The 22,235-nt window shown below is 70.3% G+C and carries 21 protein-coding genes; 6 read left to right on the top strand and 15 right to left on the bottom strand.

The window, feature by feature from the left end:
* Positions 1 to 70: 70 nt before the first annotated feature.
* The 5 genes from pobA to pcaC are packed head-to-tail and all read left to right on the top strand — an operon-like array spanning position 71 to position 3,673.
* Positions 71 to 1,249: a 4-hydroxybenzoate 3-monooxygenase gene (pobA, locus tag Pka01_RS17130; RefSeq protein ID WP_203883773.1), complete on the top strand. Its 1,179-nt coding sequence runs from the start codon at positions 71 to 73 to the stop codon at positions 1,247 to 1,249.
* Positions 1,246 to 1,914, top strand: a complete 669-nt coding sequence (gene pcaH / locus Pka01_RS17125) for a protocatechuate 3,4-dioxygenase subunit beta (protein ID WP_203883772.1) — start codon at positions 1,246 to 1,248, stop codon at positions 1,912 to 1,914. Before pobA ends, pcaH begins: the two co-directional genes overlap by 4 nt.
* On the top strand, positions 1,911 to 2,402 hold the full coding sequence (gene pcaG / locus Pka01_RS17120; protein WP_203883771.1) for a protocatechuate 3,4-dioxygenase subunit alpha: 492 nt from the start codon (positions 1,911 to 1,913) through the stop codon (positions 2,400 to 2,402). Before pcaH ends, pcaG begins: the two co-directional genes overlap by 4 nt.
* A gap of 54 nt (positions 2,403 to 2,456) precedes the next feature.
* Positions 2,457 to 3,212 (top strand): 3-oxoadipate enol-lactonase, encoded by a 756-nt coding sequence (pcaD, locus tag Pka01_RS17115; RefSeq protein WP_203883770.1) that lies wholly within the window; start codon positions 2,457 to 2,459, stop codon positions 3,210 to 3,212.
* A 32-nt stretch (positions 3,213 to 3,244) separates the two neighbouring features.
* Positions 3,245 to 3,673 (top strand): 4-carboxymuconolactone decarboxylase, encoded by a 429-nt coding sequence (pcaC, locus tag Pka01_RS17110; protein WP_203883769.1) that lies wholly within the window; start codon positions 3,245 to 3,247, stop codon positions 3,671 to 3,673.
* Positions 3,674 to 3,730: 57 nt separating this feature from the next.
* Here pcaC and Pka01_RS17105 read toward each other — a convergent pair whose 3' ends face one another.
* Both Pka01_RS17105 and Pka01_RS17100 read right to left on the bottom strand, forming a co-directional pair.
* Positions 3,731 to 4,150 (bottom strand): hypothetical protein, encoded by a 420-nt coding sequence (locus Pka01_RS17105; protein ID WP_203883768.1) that lies wholly within the window; start codon positions 4,148 to 4,150, stop codon positions 3,731 to 3,733.
* A gap of 135 nt (positions 4,151 to 4,285) precedes the next feature.
* Positions 4,286 to 5,146 carry an SDR family NAD(P)-dependent oxidoreductase gene (locus tag Pka01_RS17100; protein ID WP_239115069.1) on the bottom strand — a complete coding sequence of 287 codons (861 nt, stop codon included), beginning with the start codon at positions 5,144 to 5,146 and terminating at the stop codon, positions 4,286 to 4,288.
* Between the two features lie 106 nt (positions 5,147 to 5,252).
* Here Pka01_RS17100 and Pka01_RS40800 point away from each other — a divergent pair, with 106 nt between their 5' ends.
* The gene (locus Pka01_RS40800) at positions 5,253 to 6,038 is read left to right on the top strand and encodes a helix-turn-helix transcriptional regulator (RefSeq protein ID WP_239115068.1); all 786 of its coding nucleotides are present in this window, start codon (positions 5,253 to 5,255) and stop codon (positions 6,036 to 6,038) included.
* A 113-nt stretch (positions 6,039 to 6,151) separates the two neighbouring features.
* Here the strand turns inward: Pka01_RS40800 and Pka01_RS17090 are convergent, their stop codons facing one another.
* From Pka01_RS17090 to Pka01_RS17030, 13 genes are all read right to left on the bottom strand, one after another.
* Positions 6,152 to 7,693, bottom strand: a complete 1,542-nt coding sequence (locus tag Pka01_RS17090) for a nickel/cobalt transporter (protein ID WP_239115067.1) — start codon at positions 7,691 to 7,693, stop codon at positions 6,152 to 6,154.
* The gene (locus Pka01_RS17085; RefSeq protein ID WP_203883767.1) at positions 7,690 to 8,991 is read right to left on the bottom strand and encodes a tetratricopeptide repeat protein; all 1,302 of its coding nucleotides are present in this window, start codon (positions 8,989 to 8,991) and stop codon (positions 7,690 to 7,692) included. Before Pka01_RS17085 ends, Pka01_RS17090 begins: the two co-directional genes overlap by 4 nt.
* A gap of 60 nt (positions 8,992 to 9,051) precedes the next feature.
* Positions 9,052 to 10,434: a DUF4331 domain-containing protein gene (locus Pka01_RS17080; RefSeq protein ID WP_203883766.1), complete on the bottom strand. Its 1,383-nt coding sequence runs from the start codon at positions 10,432 to 10,434 to the stop codon at positions 9,052 to 9,054.
* Positions 10,435 to 10,929: 495 nt separating this feature from the next.
* Entirely contained in the window at positions 10,930 to 11,775 is an 846-nt protein-coding gene (locus Pka01_RS17075; RefSeq protein WP_203883765.1) for a class I SAM-dependent methyltransferase, read from the bottom strand.
* A gap of 189 nt (positions 11,776 to 11,964) precedes the next feature.
* Positions 11,965 to 12,711 carry a hypothetical protein gene (locus Pka01_RS17070; RefSeq protein WP_203883764.1) on the bottom strand — a complete coding sequence of 249 codons (747 nt, stop codon included), beginning with the start codon at positions 12,709 to 12,711 and terminating at the stop codon, positions 11,965 to 11,967.
* Entirely contained in the window at positions 12,692 to 13,171 is a 480-nt protein-coding gene (locus Pka01_RS17065) for a DUF6193 family natural product biosynthesis protein (protein ID WP_203883763.1), read from the bottom strand. The genes Pka01_RS17070 and Pka01_RS17065 overlap by 20 nt, the downstream gene beginning before the upstream one ends.
* A 22-nt stretch (positions 13,172 to 13,193) precedes the next feature.
* The gene (locus Pka01_RS17060) at positions 13,194 to 13,385 is read right to left on the bottom strand and encodes a hypothetical protein (protein ID WP_203883762.1); all 192 of its coding nucleotides are present in this window, start codon (positions 13,383 to 13,385) and stop codon (positions 13,194 to 13,196) included.
* 160 nt (positions 13,386 to 13,545) lie between these two features.
* Positions 13,546 to 16,227: a glycoside hydrolase family 38 N-terminal domain-containing protein gene (locus tag Pka01_RS17055; RefSeq protein ID WP_203883761.1), complete on the bottom strand. Its 2,682-nt coding sequence runs from the start codon at positions 16,225 to 16,227 to the stop codon at positions 13,546 to 13,548.
* A 70-nt stretch (positions 16,228 to 16,297) separates the two neighbouring features.
* Positions 16,298 to 17,491, bottom strand: coding sequence for a CehA/McbA family metallohydrolase (locus tag Pka01_RS17050; RefSeq protein WP_239115066.1), 1,194 nt, complete (start codon positions 17,489 to 17,491; stop codon positions 16,298 to 16,300).
* Complete coding sequence (locus Pka01_RS17045) at positions 17,488 to 18,558, bottom strand: ABC transporter ATP-binding protein (RefSeq protein WP_203883760.1); 1,071 nt, start codon at positions 18,556 to 18,558, stop codon at positions 17,488 to 17,490. Before Pka01_RS17045 ends, Pka01_RS17050 begins: the two co-directional genes overlap by 4 nt.
* Complete coding sequence (locus tag Pka01_RS17040) at positions 18,558 to 19,376, bottom strand: carbohydrate ABC transporter permease (RefSeq protein ID WP_203883759.1); 819 nt, start codon at positions 19,374 to 19,376, stop codon at positions 18,558 to 18,560. Before Pka01_RS17040 ends, Pka01_RS17045 begins: the two co-directional genes overlap by 1 nt.
* Positions 19,373 to 20,299 (bottom strand): carbohydrate ABC transporter permease, encoded by a 927-nt coding sequence (locus tag Pka01_RS17035; RefSeq protein ID WP_203883758.1) that lies wholly within the window; start codon positions 20,297 to 20,299, stop codon positions 19,373 to 19,375. Before Pka01_RS17035 ends, Pka01_RS17040 begins: the two co-directional genes overlap by 4 nt.
* A complete protein-coding gene (locus Pka01_RS17030) occupies positions 20,274 to 21,668 on the bottom strand; it encodes an extracellular solute-binding protein (protein ID WP_239115065.1) in 1,395 nt (464 codons plus the stop codon). Before Pka01_RS17030 ends, Pka01_RS17035 begins: the two co-directional genes overlap by 26 nt.
* Positions 21,669 to 22,235: the final 567 nt, after the last annotated feature.

Here is a 22,235-nt window from a genome sequence, read left to right as displayed (position 1 = left end):
TAGTCCCGCCGTTTCCACTCAGTAGAAGAGAAGACTACGCTCCACGGCCCGCGCTCCCGATGCTCATCTCATGCGAACCAAGGTCGGGATCATCGGAGCCGGGCCGGCGGGCCTGTTGCTCTCCCACCTGCTCCATTTGCGCGGCATCGACTCGGTGGTGCTGGAACGCCGGTCACGCGCGTACGTGGAGCAGCGGGTACGGGCAGGCGTGCTGGAACAGGGCACGGTGGACACCCTCGTCTCGTCCGGGGTGGGCGAGCGCCTGCTCAGGGAGGGGCTGCCCCACCAGGGCATCGAGTTGCGATACGGCGGCGCCGGCCACCGCATCGCGTTCGAGAAGCTGGTGCCGGGGCGGGCCATCACCGTGTACGGCCAGCAGGAGGTCGTCAAGGACCTCATCGCCGCCAGGCTCGCCGCGGGCGGCGACATCCGCTTCGAGGTCGACGACGTGGCCGTGCACGACCTCGGCACGGACCGGCCGTACGTGACCTTCGGAGACGAGCGCCTCGACTGCGACGTGATCGCTGGATGCGACGGCTTCCACGGGATCTGCCGCCCGTCGATCCCCGAGGGGACGCTGACCGAGTTCCGGCGCGACTACCCCTTCGCCTGGCTGGGCATCCTGGCCCGGGTCGCCCCCTCGGCAGACGAGCTCATCTACGCGCGCACCGACCGCGGCTTCGCCCTGCACAGCATGCGCTCCCCCGAGATCAGCAGGTTCTACCTGCAGGTGGCGGCCGACGACCACATCGACGCCTGGCCGGACGAACGGGTCTGGGCGGAGCTCAAGGCACGCCTGGAGACCGTCCCCGGATTCACCCTCGGCACCGGCGAGGTCATCGAGAAGGGGATCACGCCGATGCGCAGCTTCGTGGCCGAACCCATGCAGTACGGCAGGCTCTTCCTCGCGGGCGACGCCGCGCACATCGTGCCCCCCACCGGGGCCAAGGGGCTGAACCTCGCGGTGGCCGACGTGCGGGTGCTGACCGAGGCGCTGGCCGCCTTCTTCGCGGACGGCTCGACCACCCTGCTCGACGGCTACTCCCGCGCCTGCCTCACCCGGGTGTGGCGGGCCCAGCACTTCTCCTGGTGGATGACCACGCTGCTGCACACCTTCGACTCCGACGACGAGTACGGCCGGCGGCTGCAGACCTCCTACCTCGACTACGTCACCACCTCGGAGGCGGCGGCCACGACGCTCGCGGAGAACTACGTGGGCCTGCCGTACGGGGAGAAAGGAACGTCATGACCCACCCGCCGTATCTGAGCCCCGCCTACCGCAGCACGCTGCTGCGCGCCCCCTCACGGCCGCCGCTGCGCATGAAGGCCGATGCGGACGCGATCGAGCTGACCAGCCCGGTGTTCGGCCACCACGAGGTGGCGGACCACGAGGCCGACCTCACCGCGCAGCACTCCGGAGAGCCGCTGGGCGAGCGCATCGTCGTCTCCGGCCGCATCCTCGACGGCTCAGGACGCCCGGTCAGGAACACGCTGGTCGAGGTCTGGCAGGCCAACTCGGCCGGTCGTTACGCCCACGAACGCGACCAGCATCCGGCGCCGCTCGATCCCAACTTCACCGGCGCGGGCCGGTGCCTCACCGACGACGAAGGCCGCTACCGCTTCGTCACGGTCAAGCCGGGCGCCTACCCCTGGCGCAACCACCACAACGCCTGGCGTCCCGCGCACATCCACTTCTCCGTCTTCGGCACCGCATTCACCCAGCGCCTGGTCACCCAGATGTACTTCCCCGGCGACCCCCTGTTCCCGTTCGACCCGATCTTCCAGTCGATCCCGGACGCCGCCGCCCGCGAACGGCTGGTCGCCGCGTTCGACCTCGACGCGACCGAGCCGGAATGGGCGCTCGGCTACCGGTTCGACGTGACTCTGGGACGCACCCCCATGGAGGACTCATGACGACCCCGTCCCAGACGGTCGGCCCCTTCTTCGGCTACGCCCTGCCGTACGCGCAGGGTGGGGAGCTCGTGCCCGAGGACCACCCGGGGGCGATCACGGTGACCGGCCGGGTGCTCGACGGGGAGGGCGAGCCCGTCCCGGACGCGCTGCTGGAGTTGTGGCTCGGCGAGACCGGGACCCGCGGCGCGCTCGACCGCCGGGGCCCGGGCGTCTCGGGCTTCGGGCGCTGCCCCACCGCGCCGGACGGCTCCTACCGGTTCCGTACGGCCCGGCCCGCGACGCCGTACCTCGCCCTGCTCGTGTTCGCCCGGGGCCTGCTCAAGCCGGTGGCGACCCGGATCTACCTCGAAGACGCGCCGGACCCGTTGCTGGACTCCCTCGAGCCGGCCCTCCGGGCGACACTGATCGCCCGGGCCGAGACGGCGGACGCCTACGTCTTCGACGTCCGGCTGCAAGGCGAAGAGGAGACGGCCTTCCTTGAGTTCTGACCTTCGTCACATCGGCACGACGCACACCGGCGACAGCCGGCGAACGGGAACCCCATGACGCTGCACCACCGTTTCGACGGGCCGTCCGACGCCCCCGTCGTCGTCCTCGGGCCCTCGCTCGGGACCACCCTCGACCTGTGGGAGCCACAACTTCCCTCGCTCACCCGCCACTGGCGGGTTCTGCGCTACGACCTGCCGGGGCACGGCGGCTCCCCCACCGTCACCGGCCTCACCATGGAAGACCTCGCCGGGATGGTCCTGGCCCTCCTGGACCTGCATCGGCTGGACGTGGTGGGCTACGCGGGCGTCTCACTTGGCGGGGCCGTCGGCACCACGCTCGCCCTCACCGCGCCCGGCCACGTCGGCAGCCTCGTCCTGTGCTGCACCTCCGCACGCTTCGGCCCGCCGGAACCGTGGCACGAGCGGGCGGCCCTCGTGCGGCGTGAAGGGATGGAGCCCGTCGCCCGGGCGGCCGAGGCACGGTGGTTCACCCCCGGCTTCGCGGGAGCGGCGCCGTATCTCGCCATGCTGCGCGGCGCGGATCCGGAAGGCTACGCCGCCTGCTGCGAGGCGCTCGCGGGGTTCGACGCGCGGGACCGGCTCGGCCTGGTCGAGGCGCCCACGCTGGTCATCGCGGGCGCCGAGGATCTCGCGACCCCGCCCGACCACGGGCGTGCGCTCGCCGGCGGCATCCCCGGCGCCGAGCTTCTCGTCGTCTCCGAGGCCGCCCATCTCGCCAACGCCGAGCGGCCCGACGTCGTCACCGCCGCCGTCGCCGGCCACCTGGCATCCCCTTGGAAGACCCCCTGAGCCCGCACCTCACGTCCCCCTGGAGAACCCCCATGAGCTCGCAAGCCGAAGGCCCCACCGACGGCGGCGCCGTCCCCCGCTCCCCGCGTGAGCCGTACGAGGAAGGATTGAAGGTCCGGCGTGAGGTGCTGGGCGACGCGCACGTCGACCGGGCGCTGGCCGGCACGACCGGCTTCACCGCGGACTTCCAGGACCTCATCACCCGCTACGCGTGGGGCGAGATCTGGACCCGTCCCGGCCTCGACCGGCGCACCCGCAGCTGCATCACGCTGACCGCCCTGGTGGCGCGGGGCCATCTCGAGGAACTCGCCATGCACGTGCGTGCGGCCCGGCGCAACGGGCTGACCGCCGACGAGATCAAGGAGGTGCTCCTGCAGACCGCCGTCTACTGCGGCGTCCCCGCGGCGAACTCCGCCTTCGCCGTCGCCCAGCGGGTCCTCGCCGAAGATGGGGACATCTGAATCCGCCCGGATGAGTTGCGGAGACCGGTTCCGGCCGGCTCCGCACGTCACGGCGTCTCAGGTGTCTTCGTCCAGGAACTCGAAAGAGAGCTCGACATACCCTTTCGGCGCATCGGGCGGCTCGATGGGAGAGACGACCCATGCCAAGACGGTTCGACCACGGATCTGCTTCTTCACGACGGGGCTGTCGTCGAGGAAGCCGGCCTCTTGCTCCGCCGACAGGTCGCTCCAGCCCTGTCGTTTGAGTTCACTGATCACGTCCTTGTACGAACGCACGTGCCGGACCGTCACGTTCGCCCATACGCCCTGCCCGTCCTCATCGCATTCGGAGCCGTTCTGGATCGCACCGACCGACGCGGCTCCCAGGCTTTCCGGAACCGCCGCGGCGAGTTCTGAGTGCAGCCGGCGGATGTCCGCCACCGACCACGAGCACGTGGAACACGCCACCGGCAGAAGGCCGGTCGCCACCAGAAGCACGGCCTTCGCCGCTCCGAGGGCTCGGATCGGCATGCGGCCGGCCCGAACCGGGTTCGCCCGTACCGGGGACAGGGACCGCAACCGGGACAGGCGCACGTCGAACCCCACAAGATCGGCCGAAGAGACGGCCCGATCCTAGAGGATGCCGCCAATCAGTGGATCTTGGCTCGCCACGGCGGTGTGGCGGGCGAGGTCGGCGGTGGCGTCCAGATCCGCGGCCACCGCTTTGAGCTTCGCCCGGATGGCGGAGATCGCATCCTCACCCAGCGCCAGCCGTAGCGGAGGCTCTGGCAGGTCGAGCGTGTTCAACAGCGCTCGAGCGGCCTTGTCCGGATCGCCGGGCTCGTTGCCGTGAGAAGCCGCCAAGGAGGTCCGTATCGGGCCCACGGTGTCCTCGTAGCCGGGGATCGGCGTGCTCTGGCGGAGCGCCGATCCTGCGAACCCGGTCCGGAAGGCTCCTGGCTCGAGGATGACGACGTTGATCCCCAGCGGCCCGACCTCGGCCGCGAGCGCCTCGCTGGCCTGCTCCAACGCTCCCTTGGCCGCGCAGTAGGCGCCGGCACCGGCGAAGGACAGCAGCCCGCCCATGCTGCTGACCTGGATGATCGCCCCGCTCCTCCGCTCACGCATCTGCCGCAGCACCAGTCTGGTCAACCGCAGCGGTGCGTGGAACATCACCTCGAACGCGTCGCGGACCTCCTCCTCAGTGGTCTCCTCGATCGCGCCGACGATCCCGTAGCCGGCGTTGTTGACCAGCACGTCGATGCGGCCGGAGGTCTCGACCACGCGCCGGCAGGCCGCTGGGTCGCGCACATCCAACTCGACGACCGTCACCCGATCCGGGTGCTCGTCGGCCACCTCGGCCATGGCCCCGGGGCGGCGTACCGCGGCGACCACCACGTCACCGGCCGCGAGCGCGGCCCGGGTGAAGGCGGCTCCGAGGCCGCTGTTGGCACCGGTGATCAACCATCGGCGCGGGCTCGGGACGGTGTTCACTGTGGATCCCTTCTCGGCTCGCCTCCGGCCGTGTGCCCAAGGCGCTGCGATCACGATGCCCCGTCGCCTTTTGCCGCGGTATGGCCCAAAGGTGGAAGATTGACCTGTGGCAGACGCGCTCGCCGGACCCCTCCCCGTTCCCCGTCCGTTGCCGGCCGGTGAACCGATGGCGGTCGCCGACTACCGGCGTCTGGTCGGCGTGCTGGAGGCGGTCGACAGGGCCACAGATCTGAGTGCGTTCCAGGAACGGCTGGTGCGGGCTCTGCAGACCTGGTTCGGCTACGCCGGAGTCGCGGTGCTCCACGGCCGCACCCTGCAGGAGGCCGTCGGAAGCGGCTGCGGTGTCCAGGGCGGCTATTCTCCGCGGTTCCTGGCCGACTACGCCGCCCGCTGGATGGACGCCGACCCCTTCCGCACCGAGCGGGCGTGCCGGCTGCTGACGGCGGCCGGTGTCGTCACCTTGGACGAGGTGGCGCAGGACCGGGAGTACGCCGAGCGGTTTCTGCGGCCATATGGGATCACCGACAAGGCCGGCATGCTGATCGACGCCGGACCGGCCGGTGTCCTCTATGTCGGCATGGCGGTGCGTGACACGCCACAGGTGTCCGTCCGTGACCTGACGGTGCTGCGGACCCTGCGGCGCCATCTCACCCCGCTGGCCGCCGATCAGCTCGCTCGTCACCGCGAGCAGGCGACGGCCCGCGCCGAGTGGCGGTTGACGCCCCGGGAGTGGGAGGTCGCCCGGCTCGCCGCTCAGGGACTCACCAACCAGCGGATCGCCGACCGCCTGTTCATCGGGGTCGACACCGTCAAGAAGCACCTCGGCCGGGCCCTGGACGAGACCGGTTGTGCCAGCCGCGTCGAGCTCGCCGCCCTCTGGCGTCAGCCGTGATCCTTGGTCGGGTCGCACCACGCCAGTAGGCCCTCACCCACTTCAGGACACCGACGGTGAACGGCCGGATCGGGGCCGCCGGCACTTCGCCCGCAGCCTCGATCTCGAGCGGCTCAGACGGATCCGGTGAAGCTGCGTACGGCGAGGCCCAGGCCGAGCACGATGACCACGCAGGCCGTGGCGACCGGTGCCAGCGCCGTCCAGCGGGCCGCCAGGCCGCGGCTTCGCGAGGCGAAGCGGTCGAGCACGCCCGCCAGCCTGACCAGCAGCAGTCCGCTGACGGTGAGGGTGGCGGCCATCCCGAGCCCGTAGGCGAGCACGAGGGCGATCCCGAACCAGGTGCGGCCGAGCGCGATCGCACCGAGCAGGACGACGAGCGCCGACGGGCTGGGCACCAGGCCCCCTGCCACTCCCATGCCGACCAGCCCACGGCGCGAACGCTCCTCGGCGGGGGGACCGACGGGCTCGCGCTCGAGCACCGCCACCCGGGCGCCTTCCTGCTCCGCATGTTCGTGCCCGTGACCGTGCCCGTGACCATGACCGTGACCATGTCCGTGGCCGTGGCCGTGGCCGTGCGGGTCGCCACCGTGCCGGGTATTCCAGGCGGACCTCAGCAACCCCACGCCGACGACGACGATCAGCAGTCCGCTCGCCACGCCGAGCCAGCCGAGTACGGATTCCCCGGTGAGGGTGGAGAACACCGTCAGCAACAAACCGGCGACGAGCACGCCGAGGGTGTGGGTGACCGTCACGGTGGCGCCGATGACCAGCGCGTCGCGAGGACGCCCGGTCCGCCCGGCCAGATACGCGGCCATGATGGTCTTGCCGTGTCCCGGGGCGAGAGCGTGACCGGCGCCGAGCAGCGCGGCCAGGAGGACGGCGAGCAGACCCAGCGGCACGGTCAGGGAATCTGTGCCGACCAACCGGGTGAACGCGCCGTCCAGGGCCGCCAGCGCGTCCCCGACCGGCCCGCCGCCCACCAGCGGCGACGCGACCGCCACGGACCCCGACCCGGTGACGACGCTCAGCTCCGCGGTGCGCTGGTCGAGCGGACTGGCCAGCAGGTCGCCCGGATAGCCGCGCAGCTCGTCGCTGACGCTGGTCCCGGGGACCGACGATCGCGCCAGCCGCACCCCGTCGGCGGCCACCGCGGTGATCTCCCGCCAGCCCAGCCGGTCGGCGAGGAAGCCGTCGCTGAACGCGACCGCACCCCGGGTCTCAACGGACGCGGACAACCGGCACGTCAGCCGGCTGATCTGCAGGCCGCCCTGTCCCGGCTCGTAGACGAAGCCCGCCTCCCCGACCTGCCAGGCCGAGGCGGCCGCGTTCACCGTCAGGCTCTGCGCTGCGGCGAGCTCGCCGCAGCGGGCGGCGCCGTACGCCGTTCGCTCGGCGTCGGAGATCGATCCCGACCGGTCGGCGTCCACGGCGGAGCGGGCCTGGAGGGTGGGCAGCTCGGCGCTGTCCACGATCGCCAGGTTCTCCACCCGGTCCGGGGTGATCCGCAGGCCGTTGTAGTGGTTGACGGTGAAGTTGCCCAGGGGATGCATGGACGCGGCCTGGGCCGAGGAGGCGGCCACGGTGAGCGTCACGCACGCCGCCAGGCCGGCGAGGGCCACGGCGAGTGCCCTTCTGACGGTCCTTACGAGCATCATGAGAACCTCGCCAGCGCGGGGAGTTCGGGTGAGAAGGAGGGGTCGGCGTCGCGGACCCCGGCCGCGGATTCCCTGGCCTCGCGGTCCATGCCGAGCGAGCGCTCGATCTCCGCGCGGTGGTGGAGGAGCAGCGCGTTCCGCCAGCCGGTGGCCGTGGCCCGGCGGGAGTACGGCAACGCCTCCCGGTCGCGGCCGTCGCGGTGCAGCGCCCAGGCCAGGGCGTCGGCGGCCACCACGTTGGGGTTGCGGGCGTACTCGGCCCGGGCGTACTCCACCGCCCGCGCGGGAGAGCCGTGGTCGGCCTCGTACTCCGCCCAGGTCAGGTCGTCCTTGACCCCGGCGTCCTTCATGAGGTCCCGCTGCGCAAGCAGCAGCGCCCACTGGTCCACCGGGTCCCGGCCGGCCGCGGTCAGCACCTCGGCGTACTCGATGACGTACTGGGGCAGGGGCAACCGGGCGACCACCGTCCCGTAAAGGTCGGCCGCCTCCTCCAGCCGGCCGCTCAGCGCGGCGGCCCTGGCGGTTCCGGCGAGAGCGGGGGTGAAGTCGGGGGCGGCCTTCAGCGCCAGGCGGTACTGCTCGGTGGCGCGCTTCAGGTCACCGGAGTGAAGAGCGAGCTCGCCCAGATAGTGGCGGCAGTAGGCGACGTCCTCGGGCGAGAATGCGTCGTCGAGTGCGTGCTCGAGCATGCGGCGGGCCGCGGCGCGGTCACCGCGGAGTTCGGCGTCGTAGGACGCCCGCGCGAAGGACGCGACGCCGGGGTGCAGCGCCATCAGCCTGTCGACCGCCCGCGTGGCCTCTCCGTACCGGCCGAGCTGGGTGTAGGCGTCGGCGAGCACCGCCTGGGCGCCCTGGCCGTAGGGGTTGGCGGCCTCCGACAGGCGGGCCAGCCGTACGGCCTCGGCGAAGTCGTGGCGGCCGGCGGCGAGTGCGGCCTGGCCGGCCAGGGCGGCGAAGTCGCCGGGGCGCAGAGCGAGGGAACGGCCCAGCGCCTGCTCGGCCCGGGGATAGAAGGACGGGTCGGCGGTCAGGCGAGCCTGCTGGACGTAGGCCGCACCGAGCTGGGCCCAGGCGTCGTGGTCGCGCGGCAGCCGTTCGAGCCGGGTGGTGAGTGCCCGGATCGTGTCCTTGAGCGAGGCGGCGGAGACCGGGATCTCCTCGAGCGTGAGCCTGCCGGCGGCGGCCGGTGACGGCCGCTCGGCGGGGGTCTCGCCAGGGATGAGGGCGGCGCCCAGGGTCAGGACGGAGGCGAGGCCGAGCACGCCGGCGACGATCCGGACTTTCGCGGAGGTCTTCACGATGATCCCCTCAGGTCTGGGCGCGGGACCCGGGGAGGGCCGGGTCCCGCGCGCGTCAGATCAGCCGGCGTTGACGGACGTGTTGCCGGGCAGCGGGATGTACGGGAACTGCGTGGAGAACGGCCTGTCGTTCTGGTTCACCTTGTCGCCGGCCGCGAGGGCGCCGACGAGCTTGCCGGTCTGGGCGGCCCCGGCCATCGCCTGCAGGGCGATGTCGATCACGTCGTCTCCCAGGCGGCGGCCGTTCGGGAAGCCCTGCAGGTCACCGGCGAGGACGCCGAGCCGGTTCGGGCTCTTTGCGGGCGGGATGGACATGTTCAGCCGCAACATCTCCGAGGGACGCAGCTTGCCCGCGTCCTTGTTGAGGATCTGTGAGTTGAGGTCGGCCTTGATCGGGCCGTTGGCCTTGGCGATGCCGGTCAGGAAGATCTCGACCAGGTCGGTGCGCGGGGTCTTCGGCGCCTTGAGTCCGTAGATGGACTGGAGCAGCATCGGCACCTCGGGGTTGGTGACGCGCTTGACGACGGCCGGGACGTCGGCGTCCTTGCTGGGGGGCAGCGCGTTGAAGGCGTCCTTCAGCGCGGCCGGGACGACGACCTCGTTGACCAGCGGCTGGCCCAGCCGGGAGACCTGGACGTAGCCCTTCGGGCTCCACTTGTCCACGGTCGACCAGACGCCGATGACCGGGTTGCGGCCGGCGTTCCCGCGCAGCGCGACGTCCTTCTTGGGCACCTGCAGGGCGAGGCTGTGCACGTTGTATCCGTTGAAGGTGTCCTTGCCGACTTCGGACAGGTCGCCGCCGTACAGCAGGTCGAAGACCCGCAGGTCGGCGAAGAACGCCTCGTCGGCCTGCCCGGCGAACGCCTTGGTGCCACCCGGGACGTTCTTGATCGACTGGGCGCGCAGGATGGAGTACATCGGCATGGAGGCCGGGCCGGTGTTGCTCGGCGCCACGATGCCGTCGGACACCAGGGTCTTCGTCCCGCTGTGCGTGATCTTCTTGAGCGTGTAGCGCTGCTTGAACAGCAGGTTCTTGTCGGTCAGCGAGGTGACGGGGCCGTTGTTGTAGAGGAAGGTGGCCGTGCCGCGCTTGTCCTCGTTCCTGAAGACCCACTGGTAGGTGACGTCGGGCTTGGCGTCCCCGTTATTGTCGATCTTGATGTTGTACCGCGAGTTGGTGTCGAACTGGTAGAAGTTCGGCCCGCCGGTCGGCTCCTCGAACGGGATGAAGTTGGCCATCAAGGTGACCGTGTCGGGCCGGTCCGGGCTGACGAAGGCGTACACGTCGGTGTTGTCGTTCCGGGGGTCGCCCGCGATCATCGGCGCCTCGCGGTGCGAGGACGCCACGCCGGTCTCCGGTCGGAGAAGGGCGAGGGAGGACACGGCCAGCGCGCCCGCCAGGCCGACGGCGACGAGGATGCGCCGGTTGGTTCGGAGCTCCATGGTCTGCTGGATCCTTTCGGGTCCCGGCCACCTGAGTGGCCGATCGGGTGACTTTCGAAGGGAGGATCCGGCCGGAATCCTGACCCTCATTCGTCACCGCGCGCTCCCCGGATTGGCCGCATTTCTGGGTAAATCCGGACAGCGAAAGGCCCCCGGACTCGTGCAGGTCCGGGGGCCTCTCACAGCAGGGTCCCGGCATAGTGCTGGCGGCACATCCCGGTCGCCTCCCGCCAGCGCAACCGGGGCCATGGCCGCCCTGCGCAACCTGGCCATCGGCATCTTGAAAACGGCCGGGCACGCCAGCGTCGCCGCCGCCTGCAGGCACCACGCCCGGGACGCCACCCGGACCCTCGAAACCCTCGGACTGCGCCCAGCATGAGCAAAGCGGACACGACGCGGCTACGCCGAGGCCCTGGAGGTTGCTGTACTCCTCTGCCGTACCGTCACCGCCTGGCCCTCGCAGACGGTGAAGTTGCCGACGTGGCCTGCGCTCGCTCAGGTGACCCGCGCGGCCACCAGGGTCTCGAAGGTATAGGGCCGCAGGCCATCGGTACGGCCGGCGAAGTACCGCTGCTGGAGGTCTGCACGTGCGGGGTGGTCCACGACCTTTAGCCCGCACCGGCTGATCAGCCTCTCGATCTCGGATACCGGCCAGCCAGGCTGAAGAGGCTCGCCGGCAGAAGCCGCGATCGGCGTGTAGATACGGGCGAATTCCGTCCCCGCGTCGTCGAGCGCACAGTCCTCGGCCCGGTAGGAGAACACCACCTCAGACCCGGGAGCAGCCGCCGCGATCGTGCGCAACGTCGACTCGATCGCCTGTGCCGTCAGATAGGGGGCGACGCCCGTCCAGCAGAACATCGCCGGCTGCGCCCAGTCGAACCCAGCCGGGCCCAGAACATCCTGAACCGGTCCGGCCTCGAAATCAGCCGGCACGAATACCTGCGAGTCGCTGAGCGGCAGGCCGAGCTCCCTGACCCGCTCGAGCTTCCAGGCCTGGGAGGCAGGGTGATCAACCTCGAACACCGTCAGCGAGCCGAGCAGATCCGGCCGCCGCCACGCAAACGAGTCAAGCCCCGCGCCAAGAATCACGTACTGCGTGAAGGCACCAGCAGCCAGCCGGTCCTCGGCGTACCGGCTGCGGGTGCAGACAGCCGCACGGGACTCGCTGCGGACCGGGCCGGGGAACAGCGGATCGAACTGGTCTCGCAGCTGCTGCCATACCGGGCCGACAAGCACCAGGGCCAGCACATCGTCCAGTACCCACGGCGACGCCGTCTCCAGGCGAAACAATCCACGCGACACGGCCGCAAACATCGCCGTCCTGCTCGGCGCGCTTTCCATGCATTCCTCCTCGCCGGCCAGAACCCAGCATGCTGGCCACGCCCGGCCACTCCGCGCACTTCACAGGATGCGCCTGAAGCGCCCTGACGGCCATAGCCAGATCGCCTGGCAGCCAGGATCTGCTCGCCATCGGGATCCTCCAAAAGGGGTGCCACCGGAATACGGCAGAAACGGGCCGCGGGCTGAGTCTCAGGGGTTGAGGGCTCGGATAGCCGCTGGTCGTTCCGATGTGGGTGGCGCAGTCAGGATCGCCGCACGGGGGCGAACAGAGGACACCTGAGCCAGACGGGTGCTGCTCTGGTCGTCGCTCCTGTGGTCGCGGATCACTACGTAGCCTGGCCCGTCCGTTGCGGTGCAGTCCGGGCCGTGGGCGTCGATGCTGCCGAGGTCTGCGGGAAAGGCAGCGCTGGACGGGAGGTTGTGGCCGTCGATGGTGAAGGTGACGCGAGTCCCGCTTCCCGGCTGCGGATCGAACCCCTGCACAGTGTTGAGGGGACGAAGGCCGGCGAGTTCTTGGCTGAAGCCTCGGCCGTCGCTCCACATTTCGACGGTTGTCGTTAAGCAGAGCGTCGCGATCGCTGCCAGGAGCCACCACTCGGGGCCGAGCAGGGAGTCGAAGTAACCGAGGGGCGGGGAGTCCGACCAAGTGTGCTGCTGGTTAATCGTCACGTTGAAACACAAGTCGCCGAAGACGACGATCTCTGAGATGAGCGAGTGATCTTCTGCGACTCGCGTCGCCGGGTGCAGTGCGTGCCGAGCCGCAGCTGACAGCAACAAGGCTGGCAGCCTTGGGTCGTCCAGTCCTGCCCCGAAGTACATTCCCGGCTGCTTGAGGACGGCGGCGTCGAACTCGAGCACGGTGATACCGCCCATTCCGTAGTCGTGCAAGATCAGAAACCGCTGCTTCGTCGCGCCCTCACCGGTCACGAGCTCCATCTCCTTGAGAGTCGACAGCCGGGCCGAGCCCGGCTGGGAGGTTGTCGACGACGAGAGCCACTGCGGCGTCCGCCGTGTGGATGACCCCGATGACTTCGGGACTTCGAGGACGACGGACACAGAACCGGCCATCCCGCAGAGGTTCGATCGACGGCGCCTGGACCGACCACGGGTGGCTCGTGCAGCTGCTGAACAGCAGTCTGAAATGACTGGTGAAGGGATAGAGCTGCCGGAGTTTCGGCTCCGCTCGGGCAGCCTCAATCAACACCACGATGCCCGGGTAGGCATTGCCGGGGTGCAAGGCTTCGTGCCGCTCGTGATGCCAGCGCCAGACGAGCAGCAGCTGCTGCCAGCGCGCCTCCACGGTTTCCGCGGGGCCGAGCATGCGGGCAGCGGCGAGATCGGGAAGCTGTGGCCTCGGGGGAATGCCCGGTATCCGGTCGGAGGCGCCGGAGCTCATCGTCATCGTGTGTCGCCGGCTTTCAGCTGTGGATCGGGAAGGACGCCTGGAACGCCAGGCGTTCGTCGGCCCGGTCGCCGATACGGGACAGGACCCCGTCGAGCAACGCCAGGAGGTGCTGATCATCCTGGATCTTGCCGCGCGGCCCGTTTCTGCCGTATTCCGGTGGCACCTCCAAAACGGCCAGGCACGCCAGCATCACAGCCGCCTGCACGCCACCACGCCCGGGACGCCACCAGGACCCCCGAGACCCTCCGACTCGACCCAGCATGAATAAAACGAACATAACGCGACTATGCCGAGGCCTTGCCTCTCACAGGTCGCCCCACTCGCTCCCGATCAGCCGTTTCGTGGCCGGTCGGGAGCCGGTCGGTCTAGTCGGCCAGTTGGACGGTGGCGATCTCCCAGGCGCGCAGGGGCAGGCGGACGACGCCGGAGCCGGCCTCGATCTCATCGCCGCCGCGGCCGCGCAGATCGGCGTACCTGGCGCGGGTGAAGGCGCCCTCGACGACCGCCTCGGTGTCCGTGTCCGACATGGCCACGACCCGCAGCTCCTGCCAGTCGTCCCTGGCACGCAGCGAGGTCATGACCACGCCTTCGCCGGAGACCGCCAGCCCCGGGGCCGCCGGGGGCAGGTCGAACGAGGAAGGACCGGTGCCCGGCACCGCCAGCAGGTCGTGGCGGAACGTCTCCGCCGCGGGCGGCACGGCCGCCCAGGATCCGCCGTACGGCATGAGCGCCAGTTCGACCGAACGCGCCCCCCGCACCTGGGCGGCCGGGGTCGCGAGCTGCGGCCCGGCGGGCTCGGGCCGCAGGGCGTGGAGGTTGCGCGACAGGTAGCCGACCGAGCGCAGCAGCGTGAGCGCCAGCTCGGTCCCGTCGTCCACCAGCTCGTACTCGGTGACGTGCTCGAGCAGCGCCGCCACGCCTCCGGCCGCCACCCACGAGGAGGCGGGGAAGGTCGGCAACGGCTCCTCGCCGCACCCGCCCTCGGCGGTGAGGCCGCGGGTGACGACGGCGAACTGCCCCTCGGCGTGCGAGGCCGTCGCGGGCGCGGGCAGCGGCACGTGCAGCCGGACCCTGTGGTCGGAGCACCGGTTGTCGAACTCGACCCGCAGCCTGACGTACGGCTCGCCCGTCCGGAGCTCGACCCGGGTGCCGACGACGATCTCCTCGGTGGCCTCGGTCCTCGATGCCGCGGGAATCTCCTGAACGCCCGTGACGTCGTCGCCCGCGGCGGGCCACCGGTAGGTGCGCACCACGTCGAACGCGGCCACCAACGGTCCCGAGGCGGCGACGGACACCTGGACCGAGGTGGGCTCGAGGACGATCCGGTCGGCGGCCGGGGGCGCGTAGTTGTAGGTGTCTCCCACGTCTCCGCCGTCGACGATGCGGCCCGCGCCGGTGAGCGTGGTGCCGTCCGCGGACGTGAGCGTCAGGGTGCCGTCGTCCGCCACCTCGACACGGAGCAGCCCGTTGTCCAGGACCCGGTCGTCGGCGCGCACCTCGGCGAACGGGGCCGGCGCCCGGTGGGCGTCGCCGTTCGCCCGCGGCCGCACACTGGTGTGCCCCAGCGGCGGCGCCTCGACGAGGGCGGCCACGGTACGGCGGGGCTCGGCGACGATGCGCACTCTGGTGACCCCGTCGAGCGCGTCGCGCACCTCGGCCACGTCGAACGCCGCCGTGGACGTCTTCGCCACGGTGAAAGTGAGCGTGTCGCCTGCCACCGCCCAGCCGACGATGTGCTGACCGTACAGCTCGGTTCCGTGGACGAAGGTCAGCGCGGTGGCCGGGTCCATCTCGGCGTCGAGCAGCACCGTGGGCGCGTGTGCCAGCGTCTGGGCCGGGATCGGTACGCCGGTGGGACCGACCAGCGGGTCGAGCCCGGCCACGTCCATCAGCACGATTCCGCGCCGCCGGGCGGGCGTCGGGTTGACGACCAGCACGCCGTCCGCGGGCACCTCGGCGGCCAGCCCGGCGGTGACCATGTCGCGGACCGCCTGACCGAGGTGTTCGGCCTCGGCGATCCTGGCCGCCACCTGCTGTGCCGTGTCGTCGACGCCGCAGCCGGTCACCGAGTCGTGGCCGCTGGCGTCCACCAGCCGCCACCACGCCATGTCGAGGAAGCGGCCCGGCCAGCTGTCGCCCCACAGGGTGGCAAGCGGCTCGGCATAACGCTCCACCATCCGCTCGGCGCGGCCCATGGCCTGCTTGACGTGCGCGCGGACCGAGATGACGCCGGGCAGGATGTTGGCACGGGCGTGGGACCGCAGCTCGCCGTGCACCCGCGGCAGCCCGTCCACGTCGCCCGGATGGGCGCCGACGTAGCCGGACAACGTGTCCATGCGGGCGCCGATGCCCGCCACCATCTGCGGCAGCCCGCGCACCGGCGCGGAATGGTCGGCGCCGTACATCGCCAGCAACGCCCCGTCGGGGCCGTGCCATTCACGCATCCGCGCGGAGAAGTCGGCGGCCCGCTCGGCCAGGTGCGCGGGGTCCTCGAACAGGTGGGCGCCGTTGCCGTACCCCCCGAGGGGCAGGTACTGAGTCCGCAGCGCCGTGCCGTCGGGCGCGACCCAGGCGAACGCGTCGGTCACCACGGACGACGGCACGCCGCGGTAGACGCACGCGTGCAGCAGGCCCGCACGCTTGAGGATCTGCGGCATCTGCGCGGTGTGCCCGAACATGTCCGGCAGGTAGCCCACCGGCATGGACCCGCCGAGCTCGTCGGCCCGGCCCATGCCGAGTTCGAGGTTGCGGATGATGTTCTCACCCGAGCAGAGGAACTCGTCGAGCAGGATCTGCCACGGCCCCGCCGCGAGCCGTCCGGACTCGACCAGCGCGGCGATGCGGTCCCGGTTCTCCGGCCGCACCTCCAGGTAGTCGTCGACGCACGCGAGCTGCCCGTCGAGGGTGAAGCGGTAGCCGGGCTCGCGCTCCATCGTGTCGAGCACCTCGTCGAGCAGCGCCACCAGCCTCAGGCGGAAGCGCTGGAACGGCTCGTACCACTCGCGGTCCCAATGGGTGTGCGGGACGACGACGATCTCGGCGGTCATGCGGCCCCCCAGCCGATCCGCAGGTCGTGGCGCAGGTAGATGTCCGTGGCTCGCGCCAGGGCTCCTCGTGTCACCCGCATATGGCCATGACCTCGTTCTGATGCGTTTCCAACCGGTGCCGTCCCTCGCCTGCCGGGACGAGCACCCGCTCGCCGCGGATCACCTGACGGTCGCCGCCGGGACGGACCAGGATCAGCCCGTCGGCGTCGAGCGCGAGCAGTTCGTCGCCGAGCCTGACGAGCAGCGGCTCGCCGGGACCCGCCGAAATCGCGGTGCGGCCGGCGGCCAGCGCCTCGAAGATCGAGCCGGTGTCCTCGGCCAGCACCCAGGTGGTGGGCTGACCGGGCAGCCCGTCCTCGCCGACCTTGTGGAAGTCGCTGGCGCCGATCGCCACCAGGTCGGGGCGCCAGGCGTCGGCCCAGGCAAGGGGCGCGCCCCAGCGCCGGTCCCACCAGCCGGAATGCCACACCTCGGCGATGCGCGGCCGCTCGGTCACCGGCTGGAGCCAGGCGCAGTCGCCCCCGAGCGGGTGATTGATCGAGATGAGGCCGCCCTCGCGGGCCGCGTGCCGCATCCAGGAGTCGACCGGCTCCCGGAAGTCGACCCAGCCGACGGCGCCGAACACGTTGGCGTGGCCGCGGTCGGTGGTGACCTCCTGGCCGGGCAGCAGCGTGATGCCCCGGTCCTTGCCCACGCCGGCCAGATACGGGTGGTGGCTGGTCGTGTTGTGGTCGGTGACCGTGAGGAAGTCGAGCCCCCGGGAAGCGGCCAGCTCGGCCAGCTCGGGAATGGTCAGCGAGCCGTCGCTGTGCAGGGTGTGGGCGTGGAAGTCGCCGGCGAACCAGCGCAGGCCGTCCACGTCGGGGACGTCACGGCGCGGCGGACGCTCGCCGTGCGGCGGCTCCTCGGCGATCGGCTGCGCCGGAACGGTCGTCGCAGTGGTGATCTCCAGCGTGTAGTCGAGACCCTGCGGCGGCACCCGGTGCAGGCGCAACCACACGTGCCAGGTGCCGTCCTCCACCGAACCCGGCAGGTAGCCGGGCGTCGCCCACTCCTCGGTGATCGTGTACTCGTCGCGCGCCCCGCCGGACCAGCCGCGAAAGCCGTCCGGAGAGGCACACCCGAGGTCGAGCACGCCGAGCGACCGGTCGAAGCGCAGCCTGACGGTCACCGCCCGCGTCCCCGCGGGCACCTCGAACGGCACCTCCCGCAGGATCCGCTCCAGCCGGTCGTCCAGACTCCAGTGCCCGTTGATCACGGTCATGCCGACACCAGCTCGCCGTCACGGTAGATCAGGGCCCGGTCACGCCGGGGCAGCGCGTAACCCTCGTCGCCGAGCGCGGGCTCGTGGCCCTCGGGCACGACGGCCTGCACGGGCACCCCGTTGACGTCGAGAGTGACCAGGTAGGACGCCCCCAGGTTCTCCACGATCGACACCTTTCCGACCAGCGAGCCGTCGACGGGCTCGGCCGAGTAGCCGTTGTACTCGGGCCGCACGCCGTAAACGATCTTCTCGCCGTCGCGCAGCAGTCCCTCCGCCGACTGCGGCACCGCCAGCTTGCAGTCCGCGACCTCCACAGTGTCACCGCGGACGACCCCGTCGAGCAGGTTCATCGGAGTCGAGCCGATGAATCCCGCGACGAAGGTGTTCGCTGGACGCTGGAACACCTCGGCGGGGGTGCCGATCTGGCGGATGTGCCCGGACTCCATGACGGCCATCCGGTCGGCCATGGCCAGGGCCTCTGCCTGGTCGTGGGTGACGAAGACGGTGGTCACGCCGAGCTCGTGCTGGAGCTTCTTGAGGAACGTGCGCGCCTCGAGGCGCAGCCTGGCGTCCAGGTTGGACAGCGGCTCGTCGAACAGGAACGCCTGTGCCTGTGTCGCCATGACGCGGGCCAGCGCGACCCGCTGCTGCTGACCGCCGGACAGCTGGCCGGGACGCCGGTCCATGAGCTTGTCCAGGCCGAGCCTGGCGCCGACCTCGGCGGCCTTCTGCTCGCGGGTCGACCGGGCGACCTTCTTGATGCGCAGGGGATACGCGATGTTGTCCGTGACGTCCATGTGCGGGAAGAGCGCGTAGTCCTGGAAGACCATGGCGATGTCCCTGCCGCCCGGCTGGACGCCGGTCACGTCGCGGCCGCCGATGACGACGGCCCCTCCGGTGGCGGTCTCCAGCCCGGCGATCGTGCGCAGCAGCGTCGTCTTGCCGCATCCGGACGGACCGAGCAGGGCGAAGAACTCGCCGTCGGGGATGGTCAGGTCCAGCGAGTCGAGCGCCTTCACTCCCCCGGGATAGACCTTGGTCAGGCCCCGCAGTTCGATTGCGGACATCAGCGCTTGATCCCTCCGTGGAAGCGGAAGCCGTACTTCTTGCTTACGAACAGGTACATGAGCACCACAGGCACCGAGTAGAGCAGGCCGAACGTGGCCAGCAGCTGGAGGTTGGCCTGGCCGCCCTCGGTGTACAGCGTGTACATGATGACCGCGCCTGGCTGCTTCTCCACGTCGCTGAGCAGCAGATACGGCATCAGGAAGTTGCCCCACACGTTGGCCACGGCCCAGACGCCGATGGTGGCGAGCCCCGGCCGTACGAGTGGGACGACGACGTGGCGCACGATCTGCAGCGGCGTGGCGCCGAAGACGCGGGCCGACTCCTCGTAGGACTTCGGCGTCGAGTCCATGAAGTCCTTCATCATGAAGATGGCCGCCGGCAGCAGGCCTCCGGTCAGGATGAGGATGAGCCCGAGCTGCGAGTCGATCAGCTGGAGTTCGACCGCCAACTGGAACAGCGGCACCATGGCGGCCGTTCCGGTGATGATCGACGAGAGCAGCAGCAGCGTGTAGAGCAGCGCGTCCCGGCCCGGCAGGCGTACCCGGCTGAGCGCGTACGCGGCCAGGGTGGCGAACGCGACCACCAGCACGGCGGTGCCCGCGGCCAGCAGGACCGAGTTCCACAACGAGCCGAGGGCGTACGGGTTGTCGAACAGCGCCCGGAAGTTGTCGGCCGTGAAGTCGGGCATCCGCACCTGGTAGGTCGGGTCCGAGGTGAACGGCGCGGATGCCAGCCACAGCAGCGGAACGGCGAAGAACGCCAGCAGCACGGCGACCAGTACGTAGAAGCCGATGCGGTGCAGCACGAACCGTGTCATTTCTTACTCCGCAACAGCCGCAGGTAGAACACCGCCACGACCAGGTTGATCAGCAGGATGACGGTGGAGACGGCGGCGCCGTATCCGAGTTCGCCGCCTTGCAGCGCCACCTGGTAGACGTGCACGGACAACACCTCGGTCTTGCCGTCGGGTCCGCCGGCGGTCAGCAGGAACGGCGTGAAGTCGTTGAACGTCCACAGGCTGATCAGCAGCAGGTTGGTCAGCACGTGTCCCCTGATATGCGGGAACACCACGTCACGGAGCTGCTGCCAGCCGGAGGCCCCGGCCAGCCGGGCGCTCTCCAGGTGGGAGGGCGGCACGTTGCCGAGCGCCGCGCCGTACAACATCATCGAGAAGGCCGCACCGCGCCAGATGTTGAAGACGATGATCGACAGCATCGGGTGGTCGAGCAGCGGTGCGAAGTCCTGCGCGTGGAGCAGCGTGTTGAGGGTGCCGCCGTCACGGTCGAGCAGCGCCACCCACAGGAACGAGACGACGGCGCTGGGCAGGATCCACGCGAGGATGACCAGCCCCTCGACGATCCGCTTGATCGGGCCGGTGCGGTCGCGCATGATCCAGGCGATCAGGAAGCCGAGCACGACCTGCCCGATGACGGCCGAGCCGAGCACGAACTCGAACGTCAGCCAGGTCGAACTCCAGAACTCCGGGTCCGTCAGAGCCTTGACGAAGTTGTCGAACCCGACCGACTGGGGTGCGGCTGCGGCCGCGCCGGTGAGGCGGTAGTTCGACAGGCTCAGGTAGAGCACCCAGAGTGCGGGGAACACGAGGAAGAGCGAGATGAGCACCAGAGCCGGTGCGACGAACGCGCCCGCTCTCAGTCTGCCCAGGCCCGCCGCGTCCGCGTTGTAGCGGCGGGCCTTCGCGTCGTCGAGGACCTCAGGAGGCAACGTTGCCTGCGCCACCGACGATTCCTTCGAGCTTCGACTGATAGTCGGCGGCGGCCTGGTCGGGCGTCTTGCCGCTGACCACTTCGGCCGTGGCCTCCTGGAGCGCCACGGACACCTGCGTGTAGGCGGCGACCGGCGGGCGGAAGGCCGTGAGCGGCACCACCTTGTCGGAGATGTAGGTCAGCAGCGGCTCGCTGGAGAGGATCTCCTTGTTGACGTCGGAGCGCGGGGTGATGCGCACGTTGCCGTTCTTGGTCTCCTCCTTCAGCCCGTCGGGCGACAGCGTGAACGCCGCCAGCTCGAACGCCTCCTTCGGGTGGGCGCTGTTCGGGTTGACCGCGCGCAGCCCGCCGCCCGACATGCTGATGAAGTCCTGGCCGTTGATGCCCTTGCCGGGCTCCTCGGCGGGGATGAGCGCGTAGCCGACGCTCTGGTCCCGGTCGGCCATCTTGGCCACGCCGGTCTCGGGGTTGAGCACGCCGCGCCAGAGGTAGTCGCTCTCCAGCAGGATGCCGATCTCGTTGCCGGCGAACTGCTGGAAGGACTTGTCGCGGCCCTTGGCCTCCTGCTGGAGCTTGGGGTCGCCGAGGCCGCTGCCGCCGTAGATCTTCTGGTAGAAGCCGAGGGCGTCCTTCATCGCCTGGGAGGCGCCCGTCCACTTGCCGTCCTGCATCAACTGGCCGCCCGCGCCCGCGAGGAGCGGGAGCACGCCCTGCATGGTCGTGGCCTCGCCCATGGCGGTGCCCGCGTTGATCTGGATCGGCACCGGCACGCCGGCCGCCTTCAGCTTGTTGCCGGCGTCGAGGATCTCCTGCCAGCTCTTGGGCTGCCAGTCGGCCGGCAGTCCGGCCTTCTGGAAGAGCTTCTTGTTGAAGTAGAGCACGCGGCCGTCGGTGCCGACCGGCAGGGCGTACTTCTTGCCGTTGTACGTAGCCAGGCCCTGGACGGACTCCGGGATCTGCGCCCAGCCGTCCCAGTTGTCCGCGTCGGCGCCGACCACGTCGGACAGCGGCTTGAGGTAGCCGGCCTCGGCGAACTCGCCGGCCCAGATGCCGTCGAGGTCGAAGACGTCCGCGCCCTTACCGGACTTGAGGTCGAGGGAGAGTTTGGTCTTGTACTGCTCGTCGTCGACACCGCTCGGGACGAACTTGACCTTGACGTTCTTGCCCTTCGCCTTCTCGGCGGCCTCGAACTGCGGGATCACCCAGTTCGTCATGTAGTCCGCCCCGGCCGCGTTCTTGCCACCCGAGATGGAGTTCTGAGCGATCGTGAGCTCGATCGTGTCCCCGCTGCCGCCATCGGACGACTGGCCGCAACCCGCCAGCCCCAGTCCCGACGCGACGACGACCACCGCCGCGCCCATCAACCTATTCCGCAACTTCACGTAACGCCTCCGATACATCGGGTAACTAGGAGGAACACTTTGCCAATATGTCATGACATATTTATGACGTAAAGGCCTGTCATAATCGGTTGTGCGGCTGACACTCACACGTAACACAGACGAAACATTTCGCCATACGGGTGGTCAGACTGGTCAGGACGTTCTCATGTGCCCGAATACGACCGGCGGCCGCGCGAGGAGAAGCCGTCCGGGGGCCGACCGGAAGCGGGCGACGACCGCGACAACGCCGGAGAAACCGGGGAAACCGGGACACCGGCTCCTCCTCCACGCCGCGGCGCTCAAGGCGGCGCGGCGGAGGAAGCGGACCGCGCGGGCGGTCTGCTGCGACGCGGCGGCGCTGGACGGGTCGACATTGACACCTCAGGCACGGGGGTTTTCGGGCACGCCTTCCGGCAGGTATGGGGCAGGACGCAACGCTGCCGTTACACGCGTCGAGCGCCATGGCGGGTTAGCAAATCATGTTTCCTAATTGCCCGCAATACTTTTGTGAGGACAAAGGTAGTTCTGGTCACTCCGCCGCGAGCAACAGGGCCGACGGCCTCGGTG

The sequence above is a fragment of the Planotetraspora kaengkrachanensis genome (assembly GCF_016862895.1).
GTDB classification, from domain to species: domain Bacteria; phylum Actinomycetota; class Actinomycetes; order Streptosporangiales; family Streptosporangiaceae; genus Planotetraspora; species Planotetraspora kaengkrachanensis.
Note: the sequence above shows the minus strand (reverse complement) of the source record. Positions and strands in the feature narration are given on the sequence as shown.

Excerpts from the sequence above, each read along its gene's own strand:
- Pka01_RS17075 (WP_203883765.1), bottom strand. The coding sequence starts at position 11,775 with ATGGAAAGCGCGCCGAGCAGGACGGCGATGTTTGCGGCCGTGTCGCGT.
- Pka01_RS17050 (WP_239115066.1), bottom strand. The coding sequence starts at position 17,491 with ATGACCGTGATCAACGGGCACTGGAGTCTGGACGACCGGCTGGAGCGG.
- Pka01_RS17045 (WP_203883760.1), bottom strand. The coding sequence starts at position 18,558 with ATGTCCGCAATCGAACTGCGGGGCCTGACCAAGGTCTATCCCGGGGGA.
- Pka01_RS17055 (WP_203883761.1), bottom strand. The coding sequence starts at position 16,227 with ATGACCGCCGAGATCGTCGTCGTCCCGCACACCCATTGGGACCGCGAG.
- pobA (WP_203883773.1), top strand. The coding sequence starts at position 71 with ATGCGAACCAAGGTCGGGATCATCGGAGCCGGGCCGGCGGGCCTGTTG.
- pcaC (WP_203883769.1), top strand. The coding sequence starts at position 3,245 with ATGAGCTCGCAAGCCGAAGGCCCCACCGACGGCGGCGCCGTCCCCCGC.
- Pka01_RS17065 (WP_203883763.1), bottom strand. The coding sequence starts at position 13,171 with ATGAGCTCCGGCGCCTCCGACCGGATACCGGGCATTCCCCCGAGGCCA.
- Pka01_RS17080 (WP_203883766.1), bottom strand. The coding sequence starts at position 10,434 with ATGGAGCTCCGAACCAACCGGCGCATCCTCGTCGCCGTCGGCCTGGCG.
- pcaG (WP_203883771.1), top strand. The coding sequence starts at position 1,911 with ATGACGACCCCGTCCCAGACGGTCGGCCCCTTCTTCGGCTACGCCCTG.
- Pka01_RS17090 (WP_239115067.1), bottom strand. The coding sequence starts at position 7,693 with ATGATGCTCGTAAGGACCGTCAGAAGGGCACTCGCCGTGGCCCTCGCC.
- Pka01_RS17070 (WP_203883764.1), bottom strand. The coding sequence starts at position 12,711 with ATGGAGCTCGTGACCGGTGAGGGCGCGACGAAGCAGCGGTTTCTGATC.
- pcaD (WP_203883770.1), top strand. The coding sequence starts at position 2,457 with ATGACGCTGCACCACCGTTTCGACGGGCCGTCCGACGCCCCCGTCGTC.
- pcaH (WP_203883772.1), top strand. The coding sequence starts at position 1,246 with ATGACCCACCCGCCGTATCTGAGCCCCGCCTACCGCAGCACGCTGCTG.
- Pka01_RS17040 (WP_203883759.1), bottom strand. The coding sequence starts at position 19,376 with ATGACACGGTTCGTGCTGCACCGCATCGGCTTCTACGTACTGGTCGCC.